Source organism: Ensifer adhaerens, from assembly GCF_000697965.2.
GTDB lineage: Bacteria > Pseudomonadota > Alphaproteobacteria > Rhizobiales > Rhizobiaceae > Ensifer > Ensifer adhaerens.
In genome coordinates, this window is the sequence record NZ_CP015880.1 from 557,277 (window position 1) to 579,411 (window position 22,135).

The 22,135-nt window shown below is 64.0% G+C and carries 23 protein-coding genes; 9 read left to right on the top strand and 14 right to left on the bottom strand.

Translation table 11 applies throughout. From position 1 onward, the window contains the following. Positions 1-36 precede the first annotated feature (36 nt). From dxs to FA04_RS02575, 5 genes are all read right to left on the bottom strand, one after another. Positions 37-1,950 carry a 1-deoxy-D-xylulose-5-phosphate synthase gene (gene dxs, locus FA04_RS02555; RefSeq protein ID WP_034801149.1) on the bottom strand — a complete coding sequence of 638 codons (1,914 nt, stop codon included), beginning with the start codon at positions 1,948-1,950 and terminating at the stop codon, positions 37-39. Between the two features lie 246 nt (positions 1,951-2,196). Beyond that, positions 2,197-3,120 carry a pirin family protein gene (locus FA04_RS02560; RefSeq protein WP_034801152.1) on the bottom strand — a complete coding sequence of 308 codons (924 nt, stop codon included), beginning with the start codon at positions 3,118-3,120 and terminating at the stop codon, positions 2,197-2,199. A gap of 165 nt (positions 3,121-3,285) precedes the next feature. After that, positions 3,286-3,537, bottom strand: coding sequence for an exodeoxyribonuclease VII small subunit (locus tag FA04_RS02565; protein ID WP_034801154.1), 252 nt, complete (start codon positions 3,535-3,537; stop codon positions 3,286-3,288). 2 nt (positions 3,538-3,539) lie between these two features. Further along, a complete protein-coding gene (locus FA04_RS02570) occupies positions 3,540-4,469 on the bottom strand; it encodes a histone deacetylase family protein (protein WP_034801156.1) in 930 nt (309 codons plus the stop codon). Positions 4,470-4,531: 62 nt separating this feature from the next. Then, positions 4,532-5,503 carry a zinc-dependent alcohol dehydrogenase family protein gene (locus tag FA04_RS02575; protein ID WP_034801158.1) on the bottom strand — a complete coding sequence of 324 codons (972 nt, stop codon included), beginning with the start codon at positions 5,501-5,503 and terminating at the stop codon, positions 4,532-4,534. A 16-nt stretch (positions 5,504-5,519) separates the two neighbouring features. Between FA04_RS02575 and FA04_RS02580 the strand changes: the two genes are divergently transcribed. Then, on the top strand, positions 5,520-5,921 hold the full coding sequence (locus tag FA04_RS02580) for an acyl-CoA thioesterase (RefSeq protein WP_034801160.1): 402 nt from the start codon (positions 5,520-5,522) through the stop codon (positions 5,919-5,921). 187 nt (positions 5,922-6,108) lie between these two features. Here FA04_RS02580 and FA04_RS02585 read toward each other — a convergent pair whose 3' ends face one another. From FA04_RS02585 to FA04_RS02605, 5 genes are read right to left on the bottom strand one after another with little or no spacing between them, the layout of a single operon-like run. Then, a complete protein-coding gene (locus FA04_RS02585; RefSeq protein WP_034801161.1) occupies positions 6,109-7,290 on the bottom strand; it encodes a thiolase family protein in 1,182 nt (393 codons plus the stop codon). After that, positions 7,268-8,770 (bottom strand): AMP-binding protein, encoded by a 1,503-nt coding sequence (locus FA04_RS02590; RefSeq protein ID WP_034801164.1) that lies wholly within the window; start codon positions 8,768-8,770, stop codon positions 7,268-7,270. Before FA04_RS02590 ends, FA04_RS02585 begins: the two co-directional genes overlap by 23 nt. A gap of 4 nt (positions 8,771-8,774) precedes the next feature. Beyond that, positions 8,775-9,338: a biotin transporter BioY gene (locus FA04_RS02595; RefSeq protein WP_034801167.1), complete on the bottom strand. Its 564-nt coding sequence runs from the start codon at positions 9,336-9,338 to the stop codon at positions 8,775-8,777. Between the two features lie 36 nt (positions 9,339-9,374). Continuing rightward, positions 9,375-9,980: a CbiQ family ECF transporter T component gene (locus FA04_RS02600; protein ID WP_082572959.1), complete on the bottom strand. Its 606-nt coding sequence runs from the start codon at positions 9,978-9,980 to the stop codon at positions 9,375-9,377. Beyond that, positions 9,974-10,654, bottom strand: a complete 681-nt coding sequence (locus FA04_RS02605) for an energy-coupling factor ABC transporter ATP-binding protein (protein WP_034801169.1) — start codon at positions 10,652-10,654, stop codon at positions 9,974-9,976. The genes FA04_RS02600 and FA04_RS02605 overlap by 7 nt, the downstream gene beginning before the upstream one ends. Before the next feature lie 132 nt (positions 10,655-10,786). Between FA04_RS02605 and FA04_RS02610 the strand changes: the two genes are divergently transcribed. The 3 genes from FA04_RS02610 to FA04_RS02620 all read left to right on the top strand — a co-directional run bounded on the left by FA04_RS02610 (position 10,787) and on the right by FA04_RS02620 (position 14,198). Continuing rightward, entirely contained in the window at positions 10,787-11,983 is a 1,197-nt protein-coding gene (locus FA04_RS02610; protein ID WP_034801172.1) for a winged helix-turn-helix domain-containing protein, read from the top strand. Positions 11,984-12,119: 136 nt separating this feature from the next. Beyond that, on the top strand, positions 12,120-13,535 hold the full coding sequence (gene tldD / locus FA04_RS02615) for a metalloprotease TldD (protein WP_034801178.1): 1,416 nt from the start codon (positions 12,120-12,122) through the stop codon (positions 13,533-13,535). A 6-nt stretch (positions 13,536-13,541) separates the two neighbouring features. Further along, positions 13,542-14,198 (top strand): hypothetical protein, encoded by a 657-nt coding sequence (locus tag FA04_RS02620; protein ID WP_051659574.1) that lies wholly within the window; start codon positions 13,542-13,544, stop codon positions 14,196-14,198. Between the two features lie 25 nt (positions 14,199-14,223). On the opposite strand, the gene FA04_RS02625 is transcribed toward FA04_RS02620, so the two are convergent. After that, on the bottom strand, positions 14,224-15,501 hold the full coding sequence (locus FA04_RS02625) for a D-alanyl-D-alanine carboxypeptidase family protein (protein ID WP_082572958.1): 1,278 nt from the start codon (positions 15,499-15,501) through the stop codon (positions 14,224-14,226). Positions 15,502-15,746: 245 nt separating this feature from the next. Between FA04_RS02625 and FA04_RS02630 the strand changes: the two genes are divergently transcribed. Continuing rightward, on the top strand, positions 15,747-16,778 hold the full coding sequence (locus FA04_RS02630; RefSeq protein ID WP_034801463.1) for a polysaccharide deacetylase family protein: 1,032 nt from the start codon (positions 15,747-15,749) through the stop codon (positions 16,776-16,778). A 33-nt stretch (positions 16,779-16,811) separates the two neighbouring features. Here the strand turns inward: FA04_RS02630 and FA04_RS02635 are convergent, their stop codons facing one another. Together FA04_RS02635 and pdxH are read right to left on the bottom strand one after the other, a co-directional pair. Further along, positions 16,812-17,018, bottom strand: coding sequence for a GNAT family N-acetyltransferase (locus FA04_RS02635; RefSeq protein ID WP_256385271.1), 207 nt, complete (start codon positions 17,016-17,018; stop codon positions 16,812-16,814). A gap of 397 nt (positions 17,019-17,415) precedes the next feature. Next, a complete protein-coding gene (gene pdxH, locus FA04_RS02640) occupies positions 17,416-18,105 on the bottom strand; it encodes a pyridoxamine 5'-phosphate oxidase (RefSeq protein WP_082566261.1) in 690 nt (229 codons plus the stop codon). A gap of 71 nt (positions 18,106-18,176) precedes the next feature. On the opposite strand from pdxH, the gene FA04_RS02645 reads away from it, so the two are divergent. From FA04_RS02645 to FA04_RS02660, 4 genes are all read left to right on the top strand, one after another. Further along, a complete protein-coding gene (locus FA04_RS02645; RefSeq protein ID WP_034801195.1) occupies positions 18,177-18,629 on the top strand; it encodes an RT0821/Lpp0805 family surface protein in 453 nt (150 codons plus the stop codon). 219 nt (positions 18,630-18,848) lie between these two features. After that, entirely contained in the window at positions 18,849-19,940 is a 1,092-nt protein-coding gene (locus tag FA04_RS02650) for a DnaJ C-terminal domain-containing protein (RefSeq protein ID WP_034801202.1), read from the top strand. A 208-nt stretch (positions 19,941-20,148) separates the two neighbouring features. Next, on the top strand, positions 20,149-20,967 hold the full coding sequence (gene fabI, locus FA04_RS02655; protein WP_034801205.1) for an enoyl-ACP reductase FabI: 819 nt from the start codon (positions 20,149-20,151) through the stop codon (positions 20,965-20,967). Positions 20,968-21,014: 47 nt separating this feature from the next. Then, a complete protein-coding gene (locus FA04_RS02660; RefSeq protein ID WP_034801207.1) occupies positions 21,015-21,599 on the top strand; it encodes a histidine phosphatase family protein in 585 nt (194 codons plus the stop codon). 156 nt (positions 21,600-21,755) lie between these two features. Here the strand turns inward: FA04_RS02660 and FA04_RS02665 are convergent, their stop codons facing one another. Beyond that, positions 21,756-22,016, bottom strand: coding sequence for a DUF1344 domain-containing protein (locus tag FA04_RS02665; RefSeq protein WP_034801209.1), 261 nt, complete (start codon positions 22,014-22,016; stop codon positions 21,756-21,758). Positions 22,017-22,135 lie beyond the last annotated feature (119 nt).

Genomic DNA, 22,135 nt, shown 5'->3' on the forward strand with positions numbered 1-22,135 from the left:
CGAGCCGGGGTTTTTGCTTGAAGTCGCACGGAAGCCTCAGCCGGCAGCGCCGATGCCGATATCCTGCTTTTGGCCGAGTGCCTTGAAGACGGTCGAGACGATGCCGGCGCGGTCGAGGCCCGCGGCGGCATACATGGCCTCGGGCTTGGCCTGTTCCATCCAGACGTCGGGCATGACCATCGGACGAACCTTGAGGCCGCCGTCGAGCAGGCCGTCCTCGGCGAGGAACTGCAGCACGTGGCTGGCAAAGCCGCCGACGGCACCTTCCTCGATGGTGATCAGCACCTCGTGGTTGCGGGCAAGCTCGCGGATGAGGTCATGGTCCAGCGGCTTGGCAAAGCGCGCATCCGCGACCGTGGTCGAAAGCCCGGCGGCGTCGAGGTCTTCTGCGGCCAGCAGACAGTCGGCAAGGCGCGTTCCGAAGGAAAGCAGCGCCACCTTGGAGCCCTCCTTGACGATACGGCCCTTGCCGATCTCGAGGATCTGGCCCCGCTCCGGCATCTCGACGCCAACGCCTTCGCCGCGCGGATAACGGAACGAGATCGGGCCGGCGTCATAGGCAGCAGCCGTGCGCACCATGTGCTTCAGTTCCGCCTCGTCGGCAGCCGCCATCACCACGAAGCCGGGAAGGGTGGCGAGATAGGTCGTGTCGAACGAGCCCGCATGCGTCGGACCGTCGGCGCCGACGAAACCGGCACGGTCGATCGGGAAGCGCACCGGTAGGCCTTGGATCGCCACGTCGTGGACCACCTGGTCGTAGCCGCGCTGCAGGAAGGTCGAATAAAGCGCTGCGAACGGCTTGTAGCCTTCGGCGGCAAGGCCGGCGGCAAAGGTTACGGCGTGCTGCTCGGCAATGCCGACATCGAAGCAGCGCGACGGATGGACCTTGGCGAACTTGTCGAGCCCGGTGCCGGACGGCATGGCGGCGGTGACGGCGACGATCTTGTCGTCGAAGCCGGCTTCCTGCGTCAGCGCATCGGCGAAAACAGAGGTATAGGCGGGCGCGTTCGGCTTCGCCTTCGCCTGGGCGCCGGTGATGACGTCGAACTTGTTGACGCCGTGGTACTTGTCGGCGGCAGCTTCCGCCGGCGGATAGCCCTTGCCCTTCTGCGTCACCACATGGATCAGCACCGGACCTTTGGCGTTGTCGCGCACGTTGCGCAGCACCGGCAGCAGATGGTCGAAGGAATGCCCGTCGATCGGGCCGATATGGTAGAAGCCCATCTCTTCGAAGAGCGTGCCGCCGGTGACGTAGCCGCGGGCATGCTCGACCGCGCGGGTGATCGCCCGGTCGACGGTCTTGCCGAGATAGGCCGTCAGCTTCTTGCCGACTTCGCGGATGCCCATATAGGTGCGGCCGGAGGCAAGGCGCGCTAGATAGGCGCTCATCGCGCCGGTCGGCGGCGCGATCGACATGTCGTTGTCATTGAGGATGACGATCAGCCGCGCGTCGAGCGCACCGGCATTGTTCAGCGCCTCATAGGCCATGCCGGCCGAAAGCGCGCCATCACCGATGACGGCGATGACATTGCGGTTCTTGCCGTCGAGGTCGGCGGCGACCGCCATGCCGAGGCCGGCGGAAATCGAGGTCGAGGAGTGCGCGGCACCGAAGGGGTCGTATTCGCTCTCGGCGCGGCGGGTAAAGCCCGAGAGGCCGCCTTCCTGACGCAGCGTGCGGATGCGATCGCGGCGGCCGGTGAGGATCTTGTGCGGATAGCACTGGTGGCCGACATCGAAGATCAGCCGGTCATGCGGCGTGTTGAAGACCTTGTGGATGGCGATCGTCAGTTCGACGACGCCAAGGCCCGCGCCAAGGTGCCCGCCGGTACGCGACACCGCGTCGATCATTTCTGCCCGGACTTCTCCGGCAAGCTGCGGCAGATCCTTGTCGTCGACCTTCTTCAGATCGTCGGGATAGGTCACCTTGTCGAGCAAGGGAGTAGCCGGCATCGGATTGGTTGGCAGTTGTGTCACGCTGCATGCCTCATGCGCGCCCCAAAGGTCGGGCGCGCGATAGTTGGTGGGTACCGTCGAAGCGGCTCTTTAGACGCAATCGTTGCTGAATGCAAAATTAGGCGTTCCTGCGTCGTCAACCAAGAGACTAGCGCATGATTCTGTGAATCGAAATCGATTCAAGCGCCATGAGGCAATGTTGCGCGGTTTTCCGCATCCATCCTGTGCCACTTTAGGTCGCGGTCAGCCCTCGGGCAGCGGAACGAATTCCTCTTCGTCTCCGGGCACGATGTCGAAGCGTCCGCTGCGCCACTCTTCCTTGGCTTTCTCGATGCGCTCCTTCGAAGACGAAACGAAATTCCACCAGATGTGGCGGGACGACCCGAGCGCAGCACCCCCGAAGAGCATCACGTGACAACCCTGCGGTCCGGCCGTGACCGTGATCTCGTCGCCGGCACGGAAGACGAGCAGCTGGTTGTCTGCAAAATGATCGCCGGCAATGATCGCCTCGCCGGAGAGGATATAGAGCGCGCGCTCTTCCCATTGCGCCGCGAAGGGGGCGCTCTTGCCGGGTGCAATGTTGAGATCGACATAGATCGTGTCGGTGAAGACCGAGACCGGCGACTTCGAGCCCTCGAAGTTGCCGATCACCACCCGCGCCTTGATGCCGTCGTCGCTCATATGCGGCAGCATGCGTTCTTCGGTATGGCTGAAGATCGGGTCGATTTCTTCCTTGTGATCGGGCAGCGCCAGCCAGGTCTGCAGGCCCGAGATCGAACGGTCGTGGCCGCGCTGGTTCTCGGGCGAGCGCTCTGAATGCACGATGCCGCGGCCGGCCGTCATCAGGTTCACGTCGCCGGGACGGATGACCATCTCGGTGCCGAGGCTGTCGCGGTGCTTGATCTCGCCGTCGAAGAGATAGGTGACGGTCGAAAGACCGATATGCGGGTGCGGACGCACGTCGATCGCCTCGCCGGCGCGCAGCAGCGCCGGACCCATGCGATCGAAGAAGATGAAGGGGCCGACCAGGCGGCGCTTGGCTGTCGGCAAAGCGCGACGAACCTGCAGCCCGCCGATGTCGCTGGTGCGCGGAACGATCAGATGTTCGATGGCGTCGCAGGCGGGCTTGTCGCCGGCGAGCGGGTCGGGGCCTGGAAAGAAAGACATGGCGCGTGCTCCCGTTTTTGCTGTCGCTTCAAGTCCTAACGCCTATGACATCAGGCGGGTAGGGGCGAAGCAAGGACGCAGTGTTTCCGCGCGACGATCAATCCGATCTTGGCAATTCCGGGAAAAGCGTGAAGCGATTTTCCGCCCGGAATTGCGATGAAACGATCAGTCGGCGTCGAGCGGCTCCACGCCCTGCGGTCTGCCGGCGCGGTCGAGGCGGATCTTTTCGATGCGGTCCTCGGCGGCCTTCAACAGCGCCTCGCAATGCTTCTTCAGCGCTTCGCCGCGCTCGTAGATCTCGATCGACTTGTCGAGGGCGACATCGCCGCGCTCCAGCGCCGAAACGATCCGCTCCAGTTCCTCGACGGCCTGCTCGAAGGAGAGGGCGGAAACGTCCGGTTGCGTAGTGGTGTTCATGTCTACCCTCTCATCAGTCTCAAGATGTGCAGGCCGGCCGATTCGGCCAGGCCCTGAAGGTCATAGCCGCCTTCGAGCAGGCTGACCATGCGGTTGCCAGCGCTGCGATCGGCGATCTCGTGCAGACGCCCGGTCGCCCAGTCGAAATCCTCGGCGACGAGATTGATCTGCGCCAGCGGATCGCGGTGATGCGCGTCGAAGCCGGCGGAGATCAGGATGAAGTCCGGCCGGAAATTGGTGAGTGCTGAAAGCACGCGGCTGCGGAACGCCTCGCGGAAATGTTCACTGCCCATGTTCGGCGACAGCGGCGCGTTGACGACATTGCCCTTGATACCCGTCTCGTCCTTGGCGCCGGTGCCGGGATAGAGCGGCATCTGGTGCGTCGAGCAGAAGAGCACCGAGGGGTCGTCCCAGAAGATGTCCTGCGTGCCGTTGCCGTGGTGCACGTCCCAGTCGACGATCGCGACCCGCTCGGCGCCGTGGACCTTCTGGGCATAGCGGGCGGCGATCGCCACCGTGTTGAAAAGACAGAACCCCATCGCCTTGTTCTTCTCGGCGTGGTGTCCTGGCGGCCGCGCCGCGACGAAGGCGTTGTCGGTCTCGCCGGTAAAGACGGCGTCCACCGCTGCGGTCGCTCCGCCGATCCCGGTTAGCGCCGCGTCGAGGCTCAAGGGGCTGGCACAGGTGTCGGCCTCGAAATGGTTGAGGCCTTCCTCCGGAATGGCGCGCCTGACGGCAGCGAGATGCTCTTCCGGATGTGCGAGCAGGACGAGATCCTCACTCGCCTTCTTCGCCTCGATCCGCTTGAGATCGGAGAAGTTCGGATGTTCGAGCGCAAGGTTCAGCGCCTTCAGCCGGTCCGGCCGCTCGGGATGCCCTTCCGGAACCTCGTGTTCCAGAAAGACCGGATTTTCATAGAGGAACGTGGTCATGCCCGGAACCTAGTGCGCCCACCCTGCAAGGTCCATGGCGAGCCGGTCGAAAGGCGCAATTTTCAACAGCGCGGATCGATGAGCAGCTTGCCGTCGCGGCTCGGATCCGCCTGATGCGCGAGCGCCGCGTCGAGCTTGCTTAGCGGATAGATTTCGGCGATGCGGCTGGAAAAGAGACCCGATCGCAAACCTTCGAAACTCTTGGCAAAGGCCGCTTCGATCACGGGTCGCCCGGCCGAATGCACCCAGGTCCGCAGCCACAGGAAGGAGAAGCGGATGTCCGGCCGCGCCTGGATCGCCGCCTGCGGCACCGGAACGCCGCTGAGCGCCCCATACTGGATGAAGGCGCCGCCCGGTTCGAGCGTGCGCAGAATAAGATCGCCGGCAAACGGACCGCCAACAGCGTCGATGATTGCGTCGAGGCGAAGCTGCGGCACGCGGCCCTCGTCGCCAAACACGATGTGGCCGGGGACCCCGGTTGCCAGCCGCTCGGCGCTGCGCGCGCTGCGGACGATCCCGGTGGCATCCGCGTCTTCGCCGGCCAGCAGCTTCATCAGCATGCCGCCGATCGCCGACCCTGCCGCGGTGACGCCGATACGGCGGCCACCGAGCGGGCCGAAATGTTGGCGCAGCGCCTCGACCAGTTGCAGCGCCGTCAGCGGATTGACGTAGCAGGTGGCCGCATCGGTCTCGCCGATGTCGTCGGGCAGGGCGAAACACCATTCGGCCGGCCGGATCAGATATTCCTGCCAGAGACCGCTGGCACCGATGGGCACCACGCGATCACCGGGTTTCAGCGACGTCACGCCAGGGCCGACGCGCGTCACCGTGCCGAAGCCTTCGAAGCCCGGCACGAAGGGCAGCGTGGTGCGGGCGCTATAGGCGCCAGTCACCGGGATGAGATCGGACGGGTTGATGGCGGCAAGCGACAGCGCAACCTCGACTTCGCCCGCCGCAGGCGCCACGCGCCCGGCGTCGACCATCGCAATCACTTGCCGGGGATCACCGAACTGGCTAACGAGGGTGGAGCGCATCGTCAGGGAGCCTCGCATGGACGGCAGGGAGCTGGAGAACGTCACGGAAATCCGGATTCCGTTTCGCGATATAGACATGCACGGCCACATGCACAATGCCGCCTATTATGCCCACGCCGAGGCCGCGCTTTCCAGCCTCTGGCGTCACCGTCCGCATGTGGTGAACGAGCCGAGCTATCTCGTGCGCCGCTCGGCCTGCGTCTATCACCGTGGTCTGCGCTACGACGAGCCGGCCCGTCTTACCGTCAACGTGGCGAAGGTCGGCGGCAGCTCGATCAGTTTTGTCGTCAAGGTCGAAGCACGCGGCCAACTCGCTGCCGAAGTCGAGGTCGTCTGGGTCGCGGTTGATCCGCAGCGACACACGCCGCTGCCGCTGCCGACGGCGACGCGCGAATGGCTGGCGGCCTATTCGGTCTAGCCAAAGCGATTCCGGGAAAAGCGCGCAGCCGTCACAATAGACGACGCTCCAGCTTTCATGGTGTTTTTGGCCCGTCCAGGCAAAAGGCGCCCCCCCTCTGTCCGGCAGAGCAGAGGGGGCATCTATCTCGTTACCAGACCAGTGTCGCGTACTATGCGAAGCGGTTTTCCGTCCGGAATTGCGCCGCCTAAACCGCGCGAAACAGGGTGACGATGCCCATGCCGCCGCCGACGCCCATCATCGCCAGTCCTTCCGTGCCTTTCGGCGATGCCAGCATCTGCGAGAAAAGCCGGACGGTGAGGATCGCCCCCGAGGCGCCATACGGATGGCCGAGTGCGATGGCGCCGCCGTCGAGATTGACCCTTTCCGCGGCGATATCGAGTTGGTCGAGGCTGCCGAGCACCTGCGAAGCGAAGGCCTCGTTGAATTCGATGAAATCGACCTTTGCCGGATCGAGCGCGGATTGCCGTGCCTTCAGCTTCTGCATTGCCGGGACCGGGCCAAGCCCGAGCAGATTGGGATCGACGCCCGCGGTCGCCGCGTCGACGAATTCGAGTGCGAAGGAAACGCCAAGTCGTTGGGCCTCGGCAAGGTTCGTCACCAGCACCACCGCCGCGCCGTCGTTGATCGGGCAGGCATTGCCGGCCGTTACCGTCCCGCCCTCGACGAAGACCGGCTTCAGCCGTTGCAGCGTCTCCAGCGAAGCATTGGCACGAGGGCACTCATCGCGCGACATAAGGTCCGTCGCTGTTTCGACCGGCACAATCTCGCGGGCGAAGCGGCCGGCAACGGCGGCCTCGACCGCGCGACGGTGGCTTTGAAGCGCAAAGGCGTCCTGGCGCTCACGGGAGATCTTGCAGGCGGTCGCGACGTTTTCGGCGGCGACGCCCATATCCGGATCACCGATCTCGTCTGGTGCCATGCGGGCGCGCTTGACCGGCGCGAGTTCGCCGCCGCGCTCCAGCGGCGGTCTCAGGCGGATATGCGCACGGCTGGCGCTCTCGGCGCCGCCGGCCAGGTAGAAACGGCCGGCGCCCGCCTGGATCATCCGTGCGGCAAGGGTGATCGCCTCCAGCCCGGAACCGCATTGGCGGTCGACGGTGACACCCGGCGTCGAGACCGGCAGGCCGGCTTCGAGGGCGGCGAGCCGGGCGAGATTGCCGGCGCTGTTGGCGGCGTTTCCGAGAAGAACGTCGTCGATCTCGCTCGCCTTTACACCGGTATCGCGGAGAATACGGGCGATCAGCGGTGCCGCCAGCTGCGACGGTTCGATATCGCGAAGCGTGCCGTTGACGCGGCCGATCGGTGTGCGGAGAGCGGCGATAATGACAGGTATGCGTGCCGGGTCAGTCGATGAGTTCGAGAGCATCGTTTCCATCCGCGATCCATTGTCTGAGCGTGCCCGCCGCCACCTTGCCCGACTGCGTCATCGGCATATTCAGGCAGAGCCAGATGCGGCGCGGATGCTTATAGCGCGGCAGGTGGGCGGCGAGATGACGCTCAAGCGCTTCTCGATCAAACATACCGCCTTCCGGCTCGATGACGGCGACGAGTTCGCTGCCGAGATCCGGGTGGTCGAGCCCGAGGACGAGAGCGGCGTGCACGCCGGGATCTGCGGTCAGCGCGGCTTCCACTTCCTGCGGGTAGATGTTGTTGCCGCCCGAAAGCACCATGCCGCCGGACCGGCCGAGGAGGTGCAGGGTGCCGCACTCATCGAGGAAGCCGAGATCGCCGACCGTCGCCAGCGACCCGAGACGACGGAAGCCGGCACCATCGGTGGTGCCGACATACCCGTCGGATATGAGGGCGCTGTCGACGAAGATCGTGCCCGTCTCACGGGTTGGCATTTCGCCCCCCCTGTCGTCGCGAATGCTGAGCGTAACACCCGGGAAGGCACGGCCGACGGCGGTGGCCGAAGCGGTGTCGCCGTTGGTAGCAACACTGATGAAGCCCAGTTCCGAGGCGCCGTAATATTCGATGATATCGGCTTGAGGAAACGCGAGTGCCGCGCTGTCGCGATCGTTTTCGGTCAGCTTGGCGCCGGCGACGGTGATCTGGGTGACGGATGTTTGCGGCCGGTCGGCGGCTGCAGCGCAGAGCCGCCGCAGCATCGTCGGCACCAGCGCCAGTCGCTTGACCTCTTTCGCCTCGACGATGGACATCGCCCGGGAGGCCTCGAAATGCGCGGCCCCGATGAATTCGGCGCCGGCGACAAGGGTTTCGGCAAGCGCATAAAGTGTCAGCCCGTGCGCGAGCGGACCGGGCGCAAAGGTGCGGGTGGCGCGGTCGATGCCGAAGAAGGGTTCGCCCGTGGCCAAGCTTCTGCGCCACGAACCGCGATCGCGGATGATCGCTTTCGGCGTTCCTGTCGTGCCCGAGGTGAAGACGATCAGGAATGGCTCGGTGTCGTCGCCGATTGCGAGCGGCTTTCGCTCGTTGCCTTCGGCCTCGCGAAAGGTTCGCGTCTCGCCGCTTGCGGGCGCATGGAGCGAGAGGTTGGCGCCATCGGCCGTGACAATGAGATCGGGCGAAAGGCGATCGTGCATCGTCTGGCGCGTCGCCTCCGGCAGATGCGGATCGATCAGCGCGACGCAGTTGCCGCCGCTGGTGGCGGCCAGGAAGGCAGCGGCGAAGAGCGGGTGATTGCCCGTCTCCAGTGCGATCAGGCGAGAGCGGTCGCCGAGCACGCTGCGGCGTTCGGCAATCCTAACCAAGTCTCCGAAACGTTCGGCAAGTGCGCCGGCGATGCGTGCGAGGTCACCAAAAGTGAAAACCCGGCCCTCGATTTGGAAGGCCGGGGCATGCGGATGGTCTTGCGCGTGGCGATGGATCGCGGCGGCAAACGGCATCGGCTCAGGCGCGGGCCGGCAACAGCGGATAGCCGGCGTAGACCGCGCGTGCGGCAAGCGTCGCGATCGCAGCCTTCAGCAGGTCGCCCGGAATGAAGGCGAGCGAGCCGGCTGCAACGGTCATGAGCGGGGTGCCGGTGACGGCGGAAACCCAGGGCATGCCGATCGCATAGAGCACGACGATGCCGCCGAGGACGGAGGCGAGGAAGAAGCCGATGAACTGGCGCGTTTCGGCCTGGCCTTCGCGCACGGTGCGCTCGGCGATCAGGCCGGTGACGAAGGTGGCAACGACCCAGCCGATGATGAAGCCGCCCGACGGGCCGGCAAAGACCGCAAGGCCGCCGCGGCCGCCCGAAAGCGCCGGCAGGCCGATGGCGACCAGCAGCAGGAACAGCAGGAAGGCGAGCGCGCCGCGCCTGGCGCCGAGAATGCAGCCGGCGAGCATGACGCCCATGGATTGCGCAGTGATCGGGACCGGAATGAAGCCGAGCGTGATCGGCGGAATGAAGCCGAGCACGACGACGATCGCGGCGAAGAGGGCGATGAGCACGAGATCTCTGGTATTCATGTAGTTCCGCTTCCCTGTTTTTTAGAATTCGCGAATTTATTGACGGCGAAATCCGCGCGCGTCAATCGCGGCAGCAATCGTGTCGGCATCTTTCAGCGTCAGGATGATCAGCGGCCCTATGATCGTCAACGGCCGGACGGGCAGTCCGCGGGCGTGATGGGCTTCGCGGATTGCCTGATAGCGCGCAAAGATATCCGGGACGAAGCGCAGTACGAGCCCGAGCGCCAGGCTGACATCGGCCCCCTTCAGCCAGCCCAGCCGTTCCAGCGGGCTCAAGAGGATGGTGATCTCGTCCATGAAGGCGCTGATCGTCGTCGTCGCCGTGACGGCGGCTGCAAACAGAACCAGCGCCATCAGCCGCAAGGTTAACGTGGCGACCTCGGCAACGGACAGGTAAAAGAGATTGACGGCCGCCAGAAAGAAGATCGTCAGGAAGACGAAGCCGACGCGCTTCAGCGCCTCCTTGGGCGTGAGGCCGGCGGAGAGATAAAGTGCGGCGGCCACGATGAAGGCGATCGCCTGAACCGCGAGCGAAGCGCTCAAAAAAAGGCCGATGCTCGACGCCACGAGTGCCATCAGCTTGACCCTGACCGGCAGCCGGTGGAGCAAGCTGCTGCCCTCGATGTGCAGGCTCGTCAGCATCCGGCGATCTCGTGATAGCGGCGGATCGCGTCTTGCGGGTTGCCGTCGAAGGCAAGACGGCCCTCATGGAAGAGCAATAGCCGTTCGACATTCTCGACGAGACCGAGATCATGGGTGATCACCACCGTATCCTCCGGCAGGTCGTCGATCGCCACGGCGACACGGCGGCGGTTCTTCAGGTCAAGCTGGTTCGTCGGCTCGTCGAGGATCAGGATCTTCGGATCGGTAACGACGACGCTCGCCATGGCGACGAGCTGCGTTTCTCCGCCCGAAAGCTCATGCACGCGCCGCCTTGCCAGGTGTTCGATGCCGAAGCGCGAAAGTGCTGCCTGCATGCGGCGGTCGACTTCTTCGCGCGAAAGCCCGCGGTTTTTCAGCCCGAAGGCGATGTCCTCGGCGACGATCGGCATGATCAGCTGGTTGTGCGGGTTCTGGAAGATGAAGCCGGCCTCGGAAAGCACGGCGCGGTCGTCTTTGATCGTATCGAGCCCGTTGACCGTAACGCCGCCGGAGGAAGGCTTCACCAGACCGTTGATCAGCCGGGCGAAGGTTGTCTTGCCGGAACCGTTGAGGCCGATGATGCCGATCCGTTTTTCGTTGAGCGTGAGCGTCAAGGGGTGCAAAGCCACCCGCTCGCCGAAGCGGACCGCGCAATCGGTAAAGCGGATGTCCATTCCGTTCCTCGCTGTCTCCGGCCCGCGCCGTTTTCGGGTTGCTCTATAGGCCAAGTGCGACAACAAGGGCAATGCAGTCCGCGGACCGATGCGGCATTTGAATTATGGGAATAAAAGCCTATTGTTATCGTCATGACGATTCGCCTTTCCAACAGCGACGCCCGTCGCATCTTCCTCGCCAAGCAGGGCCTTTCAGGCGCGCCCAACCGCGCGCTCGGCAAGGAAGGCCTCTTGAAGCTCATCCACGACATCGGCTTCGTGCAGGTAGACAGCATCGCCACGGTGGAGCGCGCCCATCACCAGATCCTGTTTTCCCGCAACCAGACCTATCGTCGAGAGCATCTGACGGCGCTGCTGGAGGACGATCGCGACCTCTTCGAGCATTGGACCCACGATGCCTCGATCATTCCAAGCAGCTTCTTCCGCTATTGGAAGCATCGCTTCAAATGGGAAGGTGAGACGATCGTCGAGCGGTGGAAGGCGTGGCGTGGCGAAGGCTTTGAAAAAGGCTGCGACGACACTTATCAACGTATTGCCGAAGGCGGCCCGGTGCTCGCCCGAGACTTGAAGGAAGCCGAACACCAGTCTGGCGGCTGGTGGAACTGGCATCCGTCGAAGACGGCGCTGGAAGTGCTGTGGCGCACGGGCAAGCTGGCGATCGCGCGGCGCGAGAATTTCCAGAAGGTCTACGATCTCACGGAAAGAGTGATCCCGCCGCACCACAACGAGGATGACGTCAGCCATCCGGAGTTCATCGACTGGGCTTGCCGCAGTGCGCTGGAGCGTCTCGGCTTTGCCACCCATGGCGAGATTGCCGCCTTCTGGGATCTGGTGTCGCCCGAGGAGGCCAAGACCTGGGTGGCGGAGCATCGCGACGAACTCGTGGAAGTGCAGATCGAAGCGATCGATGGTGGACGCCCGCGTGTCGCCTACGCCTTCGCTGGATTCCCGGACGCACTTGGCGATATCCCTGAGCCGCCGGGCCGGGTGCGGGTGCTGAGCCCCTTCGATCCGCTGCTGCGCGACCGCAATCGTACCGAGCGCCTGTTCGGGTTCTATTATCGCATCGAGATCTTCGTGCCCGAGGCCAAGCGCGAATATGGCTATTACGTCTTCCCGCTGATCGAGGGCGACCGGTTGATCGGCCGCATCGACATGAAGGCGGACCGCAAGCGCGGCAGCCTCGATGTCCGCAAGCTCTGGCTCGAAAAGGGCGTCCGCGCCTCGGCAGGGCGCCTGGAACGCATCGATGCCGAGCTCGATCGGGTTGCCCGCTTCGCCGGCGTCGAGCGGGTGGAACGGCTCGACGGCTGGAATACGTCGCTGTAGCGACTTGAGCTGCTGCATGCTTGCGTCGATCAGTGCGGATCGAGGAAACATGCGGCCTGTGATATTTTCCTTGGCTTGAACCCGCCGCCTTCCTAAATGGAGGCGATAGAAATTCCTGACGCGGGAGCGTGCCACTATGAACACCGATCTGATGAGCCTCTTCGATGCCGACGAGGCAACGGTCCGCAAGGTTCTCTCGGAAACGCTCGCCGGTGCCGACGACGGCGAACTGTTCCTCGAACATGCGCAGGCCGAGGTGCTTTCCTTCGACAACGGCCGGCTAAAGGGCGGCAGCTTCAATACCGACCAGGGTTTTGGCTTGCGCGCCGTTGCCGGCGAAGCGGTCGGCTACGCGCATTCCGGCGAACTTTCGCTTTCGGCGCTCCGCCGTGCTTCCGATGCGGTGGCGCAGGTGACGCGCGGTTATGCCGGTTCCTATGCCGCAGCCCCTCAGCGCACCAACAAGAAACTCTACGGCGACGAAAACCCGATCGGCGAACCGAGCTTCGAGGCGAAGGTCGCGCTGCTCCAGGAAATCGACGCCTATCTGCGCGCCAAGGATCCGAAGGTCCGTCAGGTGACGGCGACCATCGCCGCTAGCTGGCAGGTCGTCGACATCCTTCGCGCCGATGGCCACCGCGTCCATGACGTCCGGCCGATGACCCGCATCAACATCTCCGTCGTCACCGGCGAAGGCGATCGCCAGGAAAGCGGCTCCTTCGGCACCGGCGGGCGTCGCGGCTTCGGCGATTTCGTCACCGCGGAAAACTGGAAGCAGGGCGCCGACGAGGCGCTGCGCCAGGCACTCGTCAATCTCGAAGCGATCGATGCGCCCGCCGGCACCATGGACGTGGTGCTTGCCTCCGGCTGGCCGGGCGTCATGCTGCACGAAGCCGTCGGCCATGGCCTGGAAGGGGACTTCAACCGCAAGAAGACCTCGGCTTTTGCCGGCCTGCTGGGCCAGCAGGTGGCCGCCAAGGGCGTGACGGTCGTCGACGACGGCACCATCGAGGCCCGCCGCGGCTCGATTTCGATCGACGACGAGGGCACGCCGTCCGGCTACAACGTGCTGATCGAGGACGGCAAGCTCGTCGGCTACATGCAGGACCGGCAGAACGCCCGGCTGATGGGCATGCAGCCGACCGGCAACGGCCGTCGCCAGGGCTATGCCCATGTGCCGATGCCGCGCATGACCAATACCTACATGCTCTCCGGCGACAAAACGCCGGAGGAAATCATCGCCTCGGTCAAGAAGGGCATCTATGCCGTCTCCTTCGGCGGCGGCCAGGTGGACATCACCTCCGGCAAGTTCGTCTTCGGCTGCACCGAGGCCTACCTGATCGAAAACGGCAAGATCGGCGCGCCGGTGAAGGGCGCCATGTTGATCGGCAACGGTCCGGACGCGATGAAGCGTGTCACCATGGTCGGCAACGACACCAAGCTCGACACGGGCATCGGCAATTGCGGCAAGGCCGGCCAATGGGTACCGGTCGGCGTCGGCCAGCCGCATCTGCGCATGGATCAGATCACCGTCGGCGGCACGCAGGCGTAAGGTCCGATGGCGGTCTTCAAGCTGTCCTTTCTGTCGCCGAAGACCGCCACACCGACGCACGAACTGAGGTTTGATCGCGATGCCGCCGAGATCGCGCGGGCGTTGGGCCTGCGCAACGGCGTCTTCCTGGATCATGCCTGCTACCGTCTGGATCAAGACGACCTGACGCTGCTGGCGTCGGCCGTCGGGCTTGCCTTGCCAGAAACAGGCGAGGAAGCTGAGCTTCGGCGGCCGCATGCGTTCGATACCGTGCCCTATCTGGTGCACACCGGCTATGAGCTTCCGCTGATGCTGGAAGGGCGCAAGCCCTTCGCCTTCTTCAGCGACGATGCCGCGTCGCCCTGGCTTGCCGAAACCAAAGAGTTGTTCGCGCCGCACGTTGCCGACGGAACTTTGCTTGCGGACATGTTCGAGTTCTCGCGGATGTGCCCGACAACGACCGGTGGCGAGAAGGAGCAGAGGGTTCTCTACCTCACCTATGCGTTGCCGGGGGATGAGTGGCGTTTCGAGCGCTTCAGGCAACGCTGCCACCAGCTCTTTTGCAATTGGCGCCCATGGACGGCAGAAGACGAGCGCGAGGAGGGGCTGCTGCTTGGCTATAGCCAGGAGCAGTGCGACTGGTGGCTCGCCAACCGCTTCCGTAGAGCCGTCGTGCAAGAGTGACGAAGGCTCTGAGGCCGGCGGCCAATCAGCCGCGCGACGGCAGCATCATGCAGTCATAGGAGCGCTCTTTGAGGGCATCGCAGGCTGCCGCTGCCGCGTCGCGGCTCGAAAAGCCGACGAAGCGGGCACGATAGATCGCTTTGGCACCCTTACCGACGGCTTCCGTGTAGGGCGTGGCGCCCGCGAGCGGCGCACCGGCTTCCGAGCGCGCCTGCGCCAGCAGCATGCGCGCAGCCTCGGCTGATGGTGCCGCCGAAATCTGGATCTGCCAGCCGCCTGACGCAGCTGGAACTGCAGCCGTCGTTTCGATCTCGGCAAGCTCCGTCGGTCGTTCCGCGGGGATGGCGGACGTCGATGTCGCTGTAATCAGGGCAGCAACCGAATCCCGCTTGGCCCGCTGCGGTGCGGTGTAGGGCATCGGAACCTCGGATGTCGCGACCGCGGCTACTTCGACGGGGGCTTCAATCGTCTTGCCGCCGCGCTTGGATGCCACCAGCTGCCGTCCGCCCTTGGCTGCCTTGCCGACATGGCGATCGAGAAGGGCCGCCATCTTGGCGTCGCGGCTGCGCGCCGTCTTGCCGCCGAGAACGACGCCGACCACCCGGCGATTGCCGTCCTTGACGGCGCTGACGAGGTTGAAGCCGGAGGCATTGGTGTAGCCGGTCTTGATGCCGTCCATGCCGTCGTAGCGGTACATCAGGTTGTTGTGCCCCCGCACCTTGCGGCCGCGGAAATTGAAGCTTTCGGTCGCAAACAGCCGGTACTCCCTGGGGAAGTCGCGCATCAGCGCCACGGCGAGCGTCGACATTTCACGCGCCGTCGTCACCTGCTTGCTGGCAGGCAGGCCGGAGGCATTGATGAAGATGGTCTTGCTCATGCCGAGCTGACGCGCCTTGGCGGTCATCATGCGGGCGAAATTCGCCTCGGAGCCGCCGAGCTTCTCGGCCATCGCTGCCGCGGCATCGTTGCCCGAGCGCACGATCATGCCGAGGACCGCCTCGCGCACCGTGATCGTCATGCCGGACTTGAGGCCGAGCCGCATCGGCGGCTTGGCGGCCGCCGCCTTCGAAACCTTGATCTTGCTGTCCCAGGAAAGCTTGCCGCTCTTCAGCGCCTCGAAGGCCATATAGACCGTCATCATCTTGGTCAGGGAGGCAGGATGATTGAGGACATCGGCGTTTTCAGACGAGAGGACCTTGCCGGTGCGCGCATCGAGCACCAGCGAGGCGCTTCCGGCGACGGCTGTCGCCGTCCCGAGCGCCAGTGCGAAGGTCGCCAGCAGGAGGCAGCGCAAAGTTTTCATATCGATCCCCGTCGAGTAGCGCCCTCGGCAAGGCGCAAAGCTGTTTCGTTTTGTGACAAGATCCGTGTCTTTGCTGCAACTTTAGGGCGGAATGTGGCGAGCCGACCTTGTTTTCGAGGTTGTGGTAAATGGCCGATGAACGCTCTCCCCGTTCAACAAGGTTTAACGCCCTCGCCGTTAACTTTCCAGGCTGTTAGTCCGCGCCGGAACCTCGCGGGCCAGATTTGGGGGCGACCATCAAGGGCATGATCAGGACAATTGTTCGCCGCGCCGCAATTGCCGGTGGGCTGGAAGTCGCGGGGGGGCTGAGCCGCGCCGGGCTGATTGCCAGCGCGCGCGGGCAGGGGGCGATCTTTACCCTGCATCATGTCCGGCCGAAATCTGCCCGTGCCTTCGATCCCAATGCGCACCTGGAAATCACGCCGGAATTCCTCGATGTCGCGTTGAGGACGCTGAAGCGCGACGGCTATCGCTTCACCCCGCTCGAACACTTGCCGGAGGCGCTGGCCGCCAAAGGTGGGCCGGTCGCCTGCTTTACCCTTGATGACGGCTACCGGAACAATCTCGAGCGCGCGTTGCCGGTCTTCCAGCGCCATCAGGCGCCATTCACGGTGTTCGTTACCGGCGGGTTCGTCGATCGCACCCATACGCTTTGGTGGGAGACGCTTGCCGATATGCTCGCAACGAGCGAGAAGCTGCGCTTTGACTTCGGCCGTGGCGTAGAAACATTGCAGGCGTCGACCGCGGCCGAAAGGCATGCCGTCTTCAATCGCATTGCGGCGTTCATTCACGGCCATGATGAGGCAAAGGCGATCGCTTCCTTGAACGCTGCAGCCCTCGATGGCGGCATCGATCCGCAGGCGATTACCGAACGCCTCACACTGGACGAGGCCGGTTTGCGGCGCCTGATCGAAAGTCCTATCGCGAGCCTCGGCGCCCACACGATCAGCCACCGCGCGGTCGCGCGCCTGACGGATGCTGAGGCGCGGCGGGAGATCGAGGGATCGCTGCGGCGCGTCGAGGCGATCACCGGTCGGCCGCCCCAGACTTTCGCCTATCCCTATGGCGACGCGCCGGCGGTATCCGAGCGCGACCACCGCATCGTCGCCGATTTGGGTTTCACCCTGGCCGTCACCACCCAGCCCGGCACGCTCATCGCTCGCGCGCAAGCCAGCCTTTATGCGCTACCGCGCATTTCTCTGAACGGCCATTTCCAGCGCGCCCGCTACGTTTCGGCTCTGGCCTCCGGCATACCGTTCCGCCGGGCGGCCGGCTAGAAAAGGCGACTTGGGCAGCCGAGTGCTTCGACGTCAATTGAAGGCGAAAGCCATGAGAATGCTGTCCTGGTAGACACCGTCGTGTTTCCAGTCGCGAACACGACGGCCTTCGATCTGGAAGTCAAACTGCGCGTAGAGCGCCCGGGCAGCGGCGTTCTCATGAAGGACGGAAAGCTCGATGCGTTCCAATCCGCGTTCGCGAGCGCGTTGCATCGCCAGTTGCAGGCGGCGGCGTCCAATTCCCTTCCCACGTTACCGAGGAGCCCCATGCCCACGGTCCCGACATGCGCCGAACGGGTGAGGCATCCAGCCGGATATCGCACCAGCCGACCACGCGATCGTCGACTGCAACGATCTGGGCGCCCGGGCGCGATGCAGGACTGTCATGTATGCGGCATCCGTCGAAGGGTGGTGCGCTTAGCCGTGAAAGCCAGCGGCCTTCCTGGGCGACGTCATCGAGGCAGCGGTGACAACCGGCTATATCGTCGAGCGTCGCGTCACGAACATCGATCGTCATCAATAGGCACTCAACGAAAATGCCCGGCTCGGGCCGGGCAAAAGAAAAGATCCGCTCGGCCACCTGCATGGCCGAGCGTCGTGATTGCATCTGGCGCCTCTCTTGCGACGGACGCGCGGCTTATGGGTACATACGCACCTTTTCCCAGCCGCCTTCGGGTGCCTCGCGGCGAAACTCCATCCGGTCATGAAGCCGGAAGGGGCGGTCGTGCCAGAATTCGATCGACGTCGGGCAGATGCGGAAGCCTGACCAATAGCTTGGGCGCGGGATTTCGCCGAGCGCGTGGCGGGCCGTGTATTCGGCAACGGCCTTTTCCAGCGCGAAGCGGCCTTCGAGTGGCCGCGACTGCTTCGAGGCCCAGGCGCCGATGCGGCTGCCGCGCGGCCGGCTCTTGAAATACTCGTCGGCCTCCTCGTCGGTGACGATCTCGACCGGGCCGCGCACGCGCACCTGCCGACGCAGCGATTTCCAGTGGAAGCACATCGCCGCCTTGCGGGCGCCAAGGATCTCCTCACCCTTCTGGCTTTCGAAATTCGTGTAGAAAACGAAGCCGCGCTCGTCGAAACCCTTAAGCAGCACCATGCGGACATTCGGCAGTCCGTCGGCATCGACGGTTGCGAGCGCCACCGCATTCGGGTCGTTGATCTCGCTACCTTCCGCGTCCTTCAGCCATGTGCCAAACAGGGAAAAGGGTTCATTTGATTCGGTGAAGTCACCGCTTGTTAACTCATTCGCCGCCATATTGCGTTCCAATGCCGTGATGTCTGGCGCGGAAATACTTCGGGATGAGCCCGACCGGTGTTTCCGCATCGAAAATGTCGGAGCCTGTATGTTGACCTTGTCGAGAAACGTGCGGCTCCAGCGAGTCTGACAGGATTGCCGTGCAAGACATAGCAAAGTGGATCGACGCCAAGAAGGGGTATTCCTTCGCCTTGCTGCGTAGCGCGGCAATTTGCCTGCCGGTCCTGGCGCTGTCCGGCTGCATGGGGGCTGGCCTCGACCTTTTCGGCAGCGGAGTCGACCGCACGGTTTCGACGGGCACAGTTCCCGTTGCCAAGACCTCCGATGGCCTTTCCGATGCGGTGATGGTTCGCAACGCCGTGACATCGGCCGAGCTCAACAGCGGCGCCATCAATCCTATTCCCTGGGCCAATGCGACCTCCGGCAGTGCCGGTGTCATCAGCAGCATCCAGGAAGACCGCGCCAGCGGCATGCTCTGCCGCCGCTTCACCACGACGCGTCATTCCTACGAAGGCATCGCCAAGTTCGACGGCAGCACTTGCCAGGGCGGCGACGGCGCCTGGTATCTGACGAGCTTCGGCCCGCGCGCCTGAGGGAGCGTTCGACGCAAGCCGTTGAAATCGGTGATTAACCACGTTTTGGCAAATGCGCGCATGACGGCCGACGTTGCCGTCTCAACGGCCACATGAGGCCGCGTGGCTAACCACTATTTAGCAACTTCTCCGGATCATCGGTGTTCAGTGGACGGGCGACAATGGCGCCTGCAATCGGGGCAAAGGCGGGCATCAGGGAGAGGCCGCCGATCAGAGAAGATGGTAGAAACCATGCGTGATCCCTATGTGATCCTCGGGGTGCGGCGCAATGCCGGGCAGGATGAAATCAAGGCCGCCTGGCGTTCGCTGGCAAAGGCCGTGCATCCGGACCATAACCAGGACGATCCCAACGCCGCGGAGCGTTTTGCCGAAGCCGGCAAGGCCTATGAGCTGCTGCGCGACCCGAAGCTCAGAAGCCGCTACGACTATGCGCGCCGCGAAGCCGAGCTTCGTCGCATGGAGGCGATGAAGGCAAAGATGCGGCCTCAGGAAGAGGCGCCGGTCGACGCCGAGACCGCCGAGGACGCCATTTCACAGATTTTCGGCGCGGAGACCCGCAGCAAGTCGGCCCGCCCATCGCCGAAGCCGACGCCGAAACCATCGCCCAAGCCGGCTGCGGCAGCAAAGGAGCCGGAGCGCCCGGCCCAGGCTTCCGAAAGCAAGCCGGAACCAGCCCTCGAACCGCAGCAGGAAAACGCTCTCAAGACAGAGACTCCGCTGATGCAGCGTGCAGCAGCACCGGCCGCCGAGCTTGTGGCGGCGATCGTCCGGCGCATCCGGGGTCGCGCGGCAAAGACGGCCGAGAAGGTCCCGGATCTTCCCGTCGATCTCGCCGTCAGTATTGAGGACCTGATCAGCCGCCAGCGCCTCAGCGTCGAGCTTCCCGACGGCGAAAGCCTGAAGGTGCAGATCCCTCCGGGCGCCGTCGACGGTCAGAGCATTCGTCTGGCGGAGCAGGGCTATCGGGTGACCGGCATGACCCGTGGCGACGTCGTCGTCACGCTCAGGGTCGACCAGGGCGGGACGTTCCGCGCCCGCGGCCTCGATCTCATGACCACCTTGCCGATCGATCTGCAGGGCGCCGTGCTCGGCTGCGAACAGGTGCTCGAAACCCCGGTCGGGCAGGTTACGGTGGTCGTGCCGGCCTGGTCCGGCTCCGACAAGGTCCTCCGCCTTGCGGGCAGCGGGATGCCCGGTGCTTATGGTACGCATGGCGATCTGCTGGTCGAATTGCGGCTGGTCCTGCCCGAGGCGCCCGACGACAAGATCACCGATCTGATGAAGTCGCAGCGCGACGGCCTCTATCTGTGACAGGCCATTTGTGACAGTTCGCTGACACACTGAACCAATATTACGGGGACTAACAGTTCCTGATCTCAGCCGTGCTTGAACCACCCTTGCGGCTATGCCATAGGCAATTCTCGACATTTTGCCGCACCCGTTCTCGTGGGGCGTCTGTGACATTTTTGATCTTTGGCACCGGCGACGGCCGATGCTGGAATAGTATTGGGGACTTACCATGGCTCAGGCATCCGGTCTGATGAAGGGCAAGCGCGGCGTCATCATGGGCGTTGCAAACAACCGTTCCATCGCATGGGGCATTGCCAAGGCCATCCACGCGCAGGGTGGTGAAGTTGCGTTGACCTATCAGGGCGACGCTCTGAAAAAGCGCGTCGAGCCGCTGCTCGCGGAAATCGACGGCTTCATGGCCGGCCATTGCGACGTCAGCGACGAAGCCACCATCGACGCGGTCTTCGACGCGCTTGAGAAGAAGTGGGGCAAGATCGATTTCGTGGTGCATGCGATCGGCTTCTCCGACAAGGACGAACTGACCGGCCGCTACGTCGATACCTCGGCCGACAACTTCGCCAAGACGATGCAGATCTCGGTCTATTCCTTCACTTCGGTTGCCCGTCGCGCTGAAAAGCTGATGACGGACGGCGGATCGATGCTGACGCTGACCTATTACGGCGCCGAAAAGGTCATGCCGAACTACAACGTCATGGGTGTCGCCAAGGCTGCCCTGGAAGCAAGCGTCAAGTACCTCGCCGTTGACCTCGGCCCCAAGAACATCCGCGTCAACGCGATTTCTGCAGGCCCGATCAAGACGCTGGCCGCTTCGGGCATCGGCGACTTCCGCTATATCCTCAAGTGGAACGAGTACAACGCGCCGCTGCGCCGCACCGTCACCATCGAGGAAGTCGGCGACGTCGGCCTCTACATGCTTTCGGACCTGTCGCGCTCGGTTACCGGTGAAGTGCACCACGCCGACAGCGGCTACCATGTCGTCGGCATGAAGGCTGTGGACGCGCCCGATATCTCCGTGATCAAGGACTGACCGAACCGCCAAGGCGGATTCGGCAGCCTGCTGCCCGGAGACATGTTGTGCTGATCTATGTGATCCGTCACGGACAGACCGACTGGAACGCCGAAAGCCGGCTCCAGGGGCAAAAGGATATCCCTCTCAATGATTTCGGTCGCCAGCAGGCGACCGGCAACGGCGTGGCGCTTGGAGGCATCCTCGGCGCCGATGCCCGGCATTTCGACTTCGTCGCCAGTCCGCTCGGCCGCACGCGCGAGACCATGGAGCGTGTCCGGCGGGCCATGGGGCTCGATCCGGACGCCTACCGCACCGACGAGCGGCTCAAGGAAGTTTCCTTCGGCGATTGGGAAGGGCACACGCTGCCAGAACTCAAGCGCTCTGCGCCACAGAGGATCGCCGAGCGGCGCGCGGTGAAATGGGACTTCATTCCGCCCGGTGAGGATGCCGAGAGTTACGAAATTCTGTCCTGGCGCATAGCCGCCTGGCTCAGGGACGTGACGAAGCCGACGGTCTGCGTCAGCCACGGCGGCGTCATTCGCGTGCTCTTCAAGCTTTTCGGGGAAATGGAAGCCGAGGAGGCCGCGACCGCGGCGATCCCGCAGGACCGCCTTCTGCGCATCTCCGGCAATGCCATCGGCTGGGTCTGATAGCCTGAAGCGTAGGGCGTAGATTGGCGCAGCGACGCGCAAAGCGCTTCACATGGATGCCCGCGCGAGGGGCATCCGATAAAAGGTCATTTTCCAGAAATGTGAAAATCCGGTTCGGGCGAACCGCGCAGCGGCCTGTAGGAAAGGCCGCGCTTTCTATTGAACGATTTCGAGATCGTTGATGACCCGCTTGCCGTCCACTTCCGTGTAGAAGACGAGAACCTTTACGCCGGCCTTCAGGCCCTCGAAATTGAATTCCTCGGGCGCCTGATAGTTCTTGCCGTCGTCAAGCGACAGGCTCAGCCTTTCGGTATCAACACCCGTAATGGTAGCTTCAACGTCGGCGCTTTCGGCAAGGGCGGACAAGGGGGAGAGCAGCCCTGCGGTGGCCATGAGTGCGGCAATAACAAAACGCATTCTTCTTGCCCTCTTCAACGTTTCTGCGAACATCCTTGTCACTCCCCTTTGATCCCCGATTGTGGCAAAAATTGCCTTGCGGCGTGGCTTTTGGCCGGACGCCCCCGCTTTTTTGATGG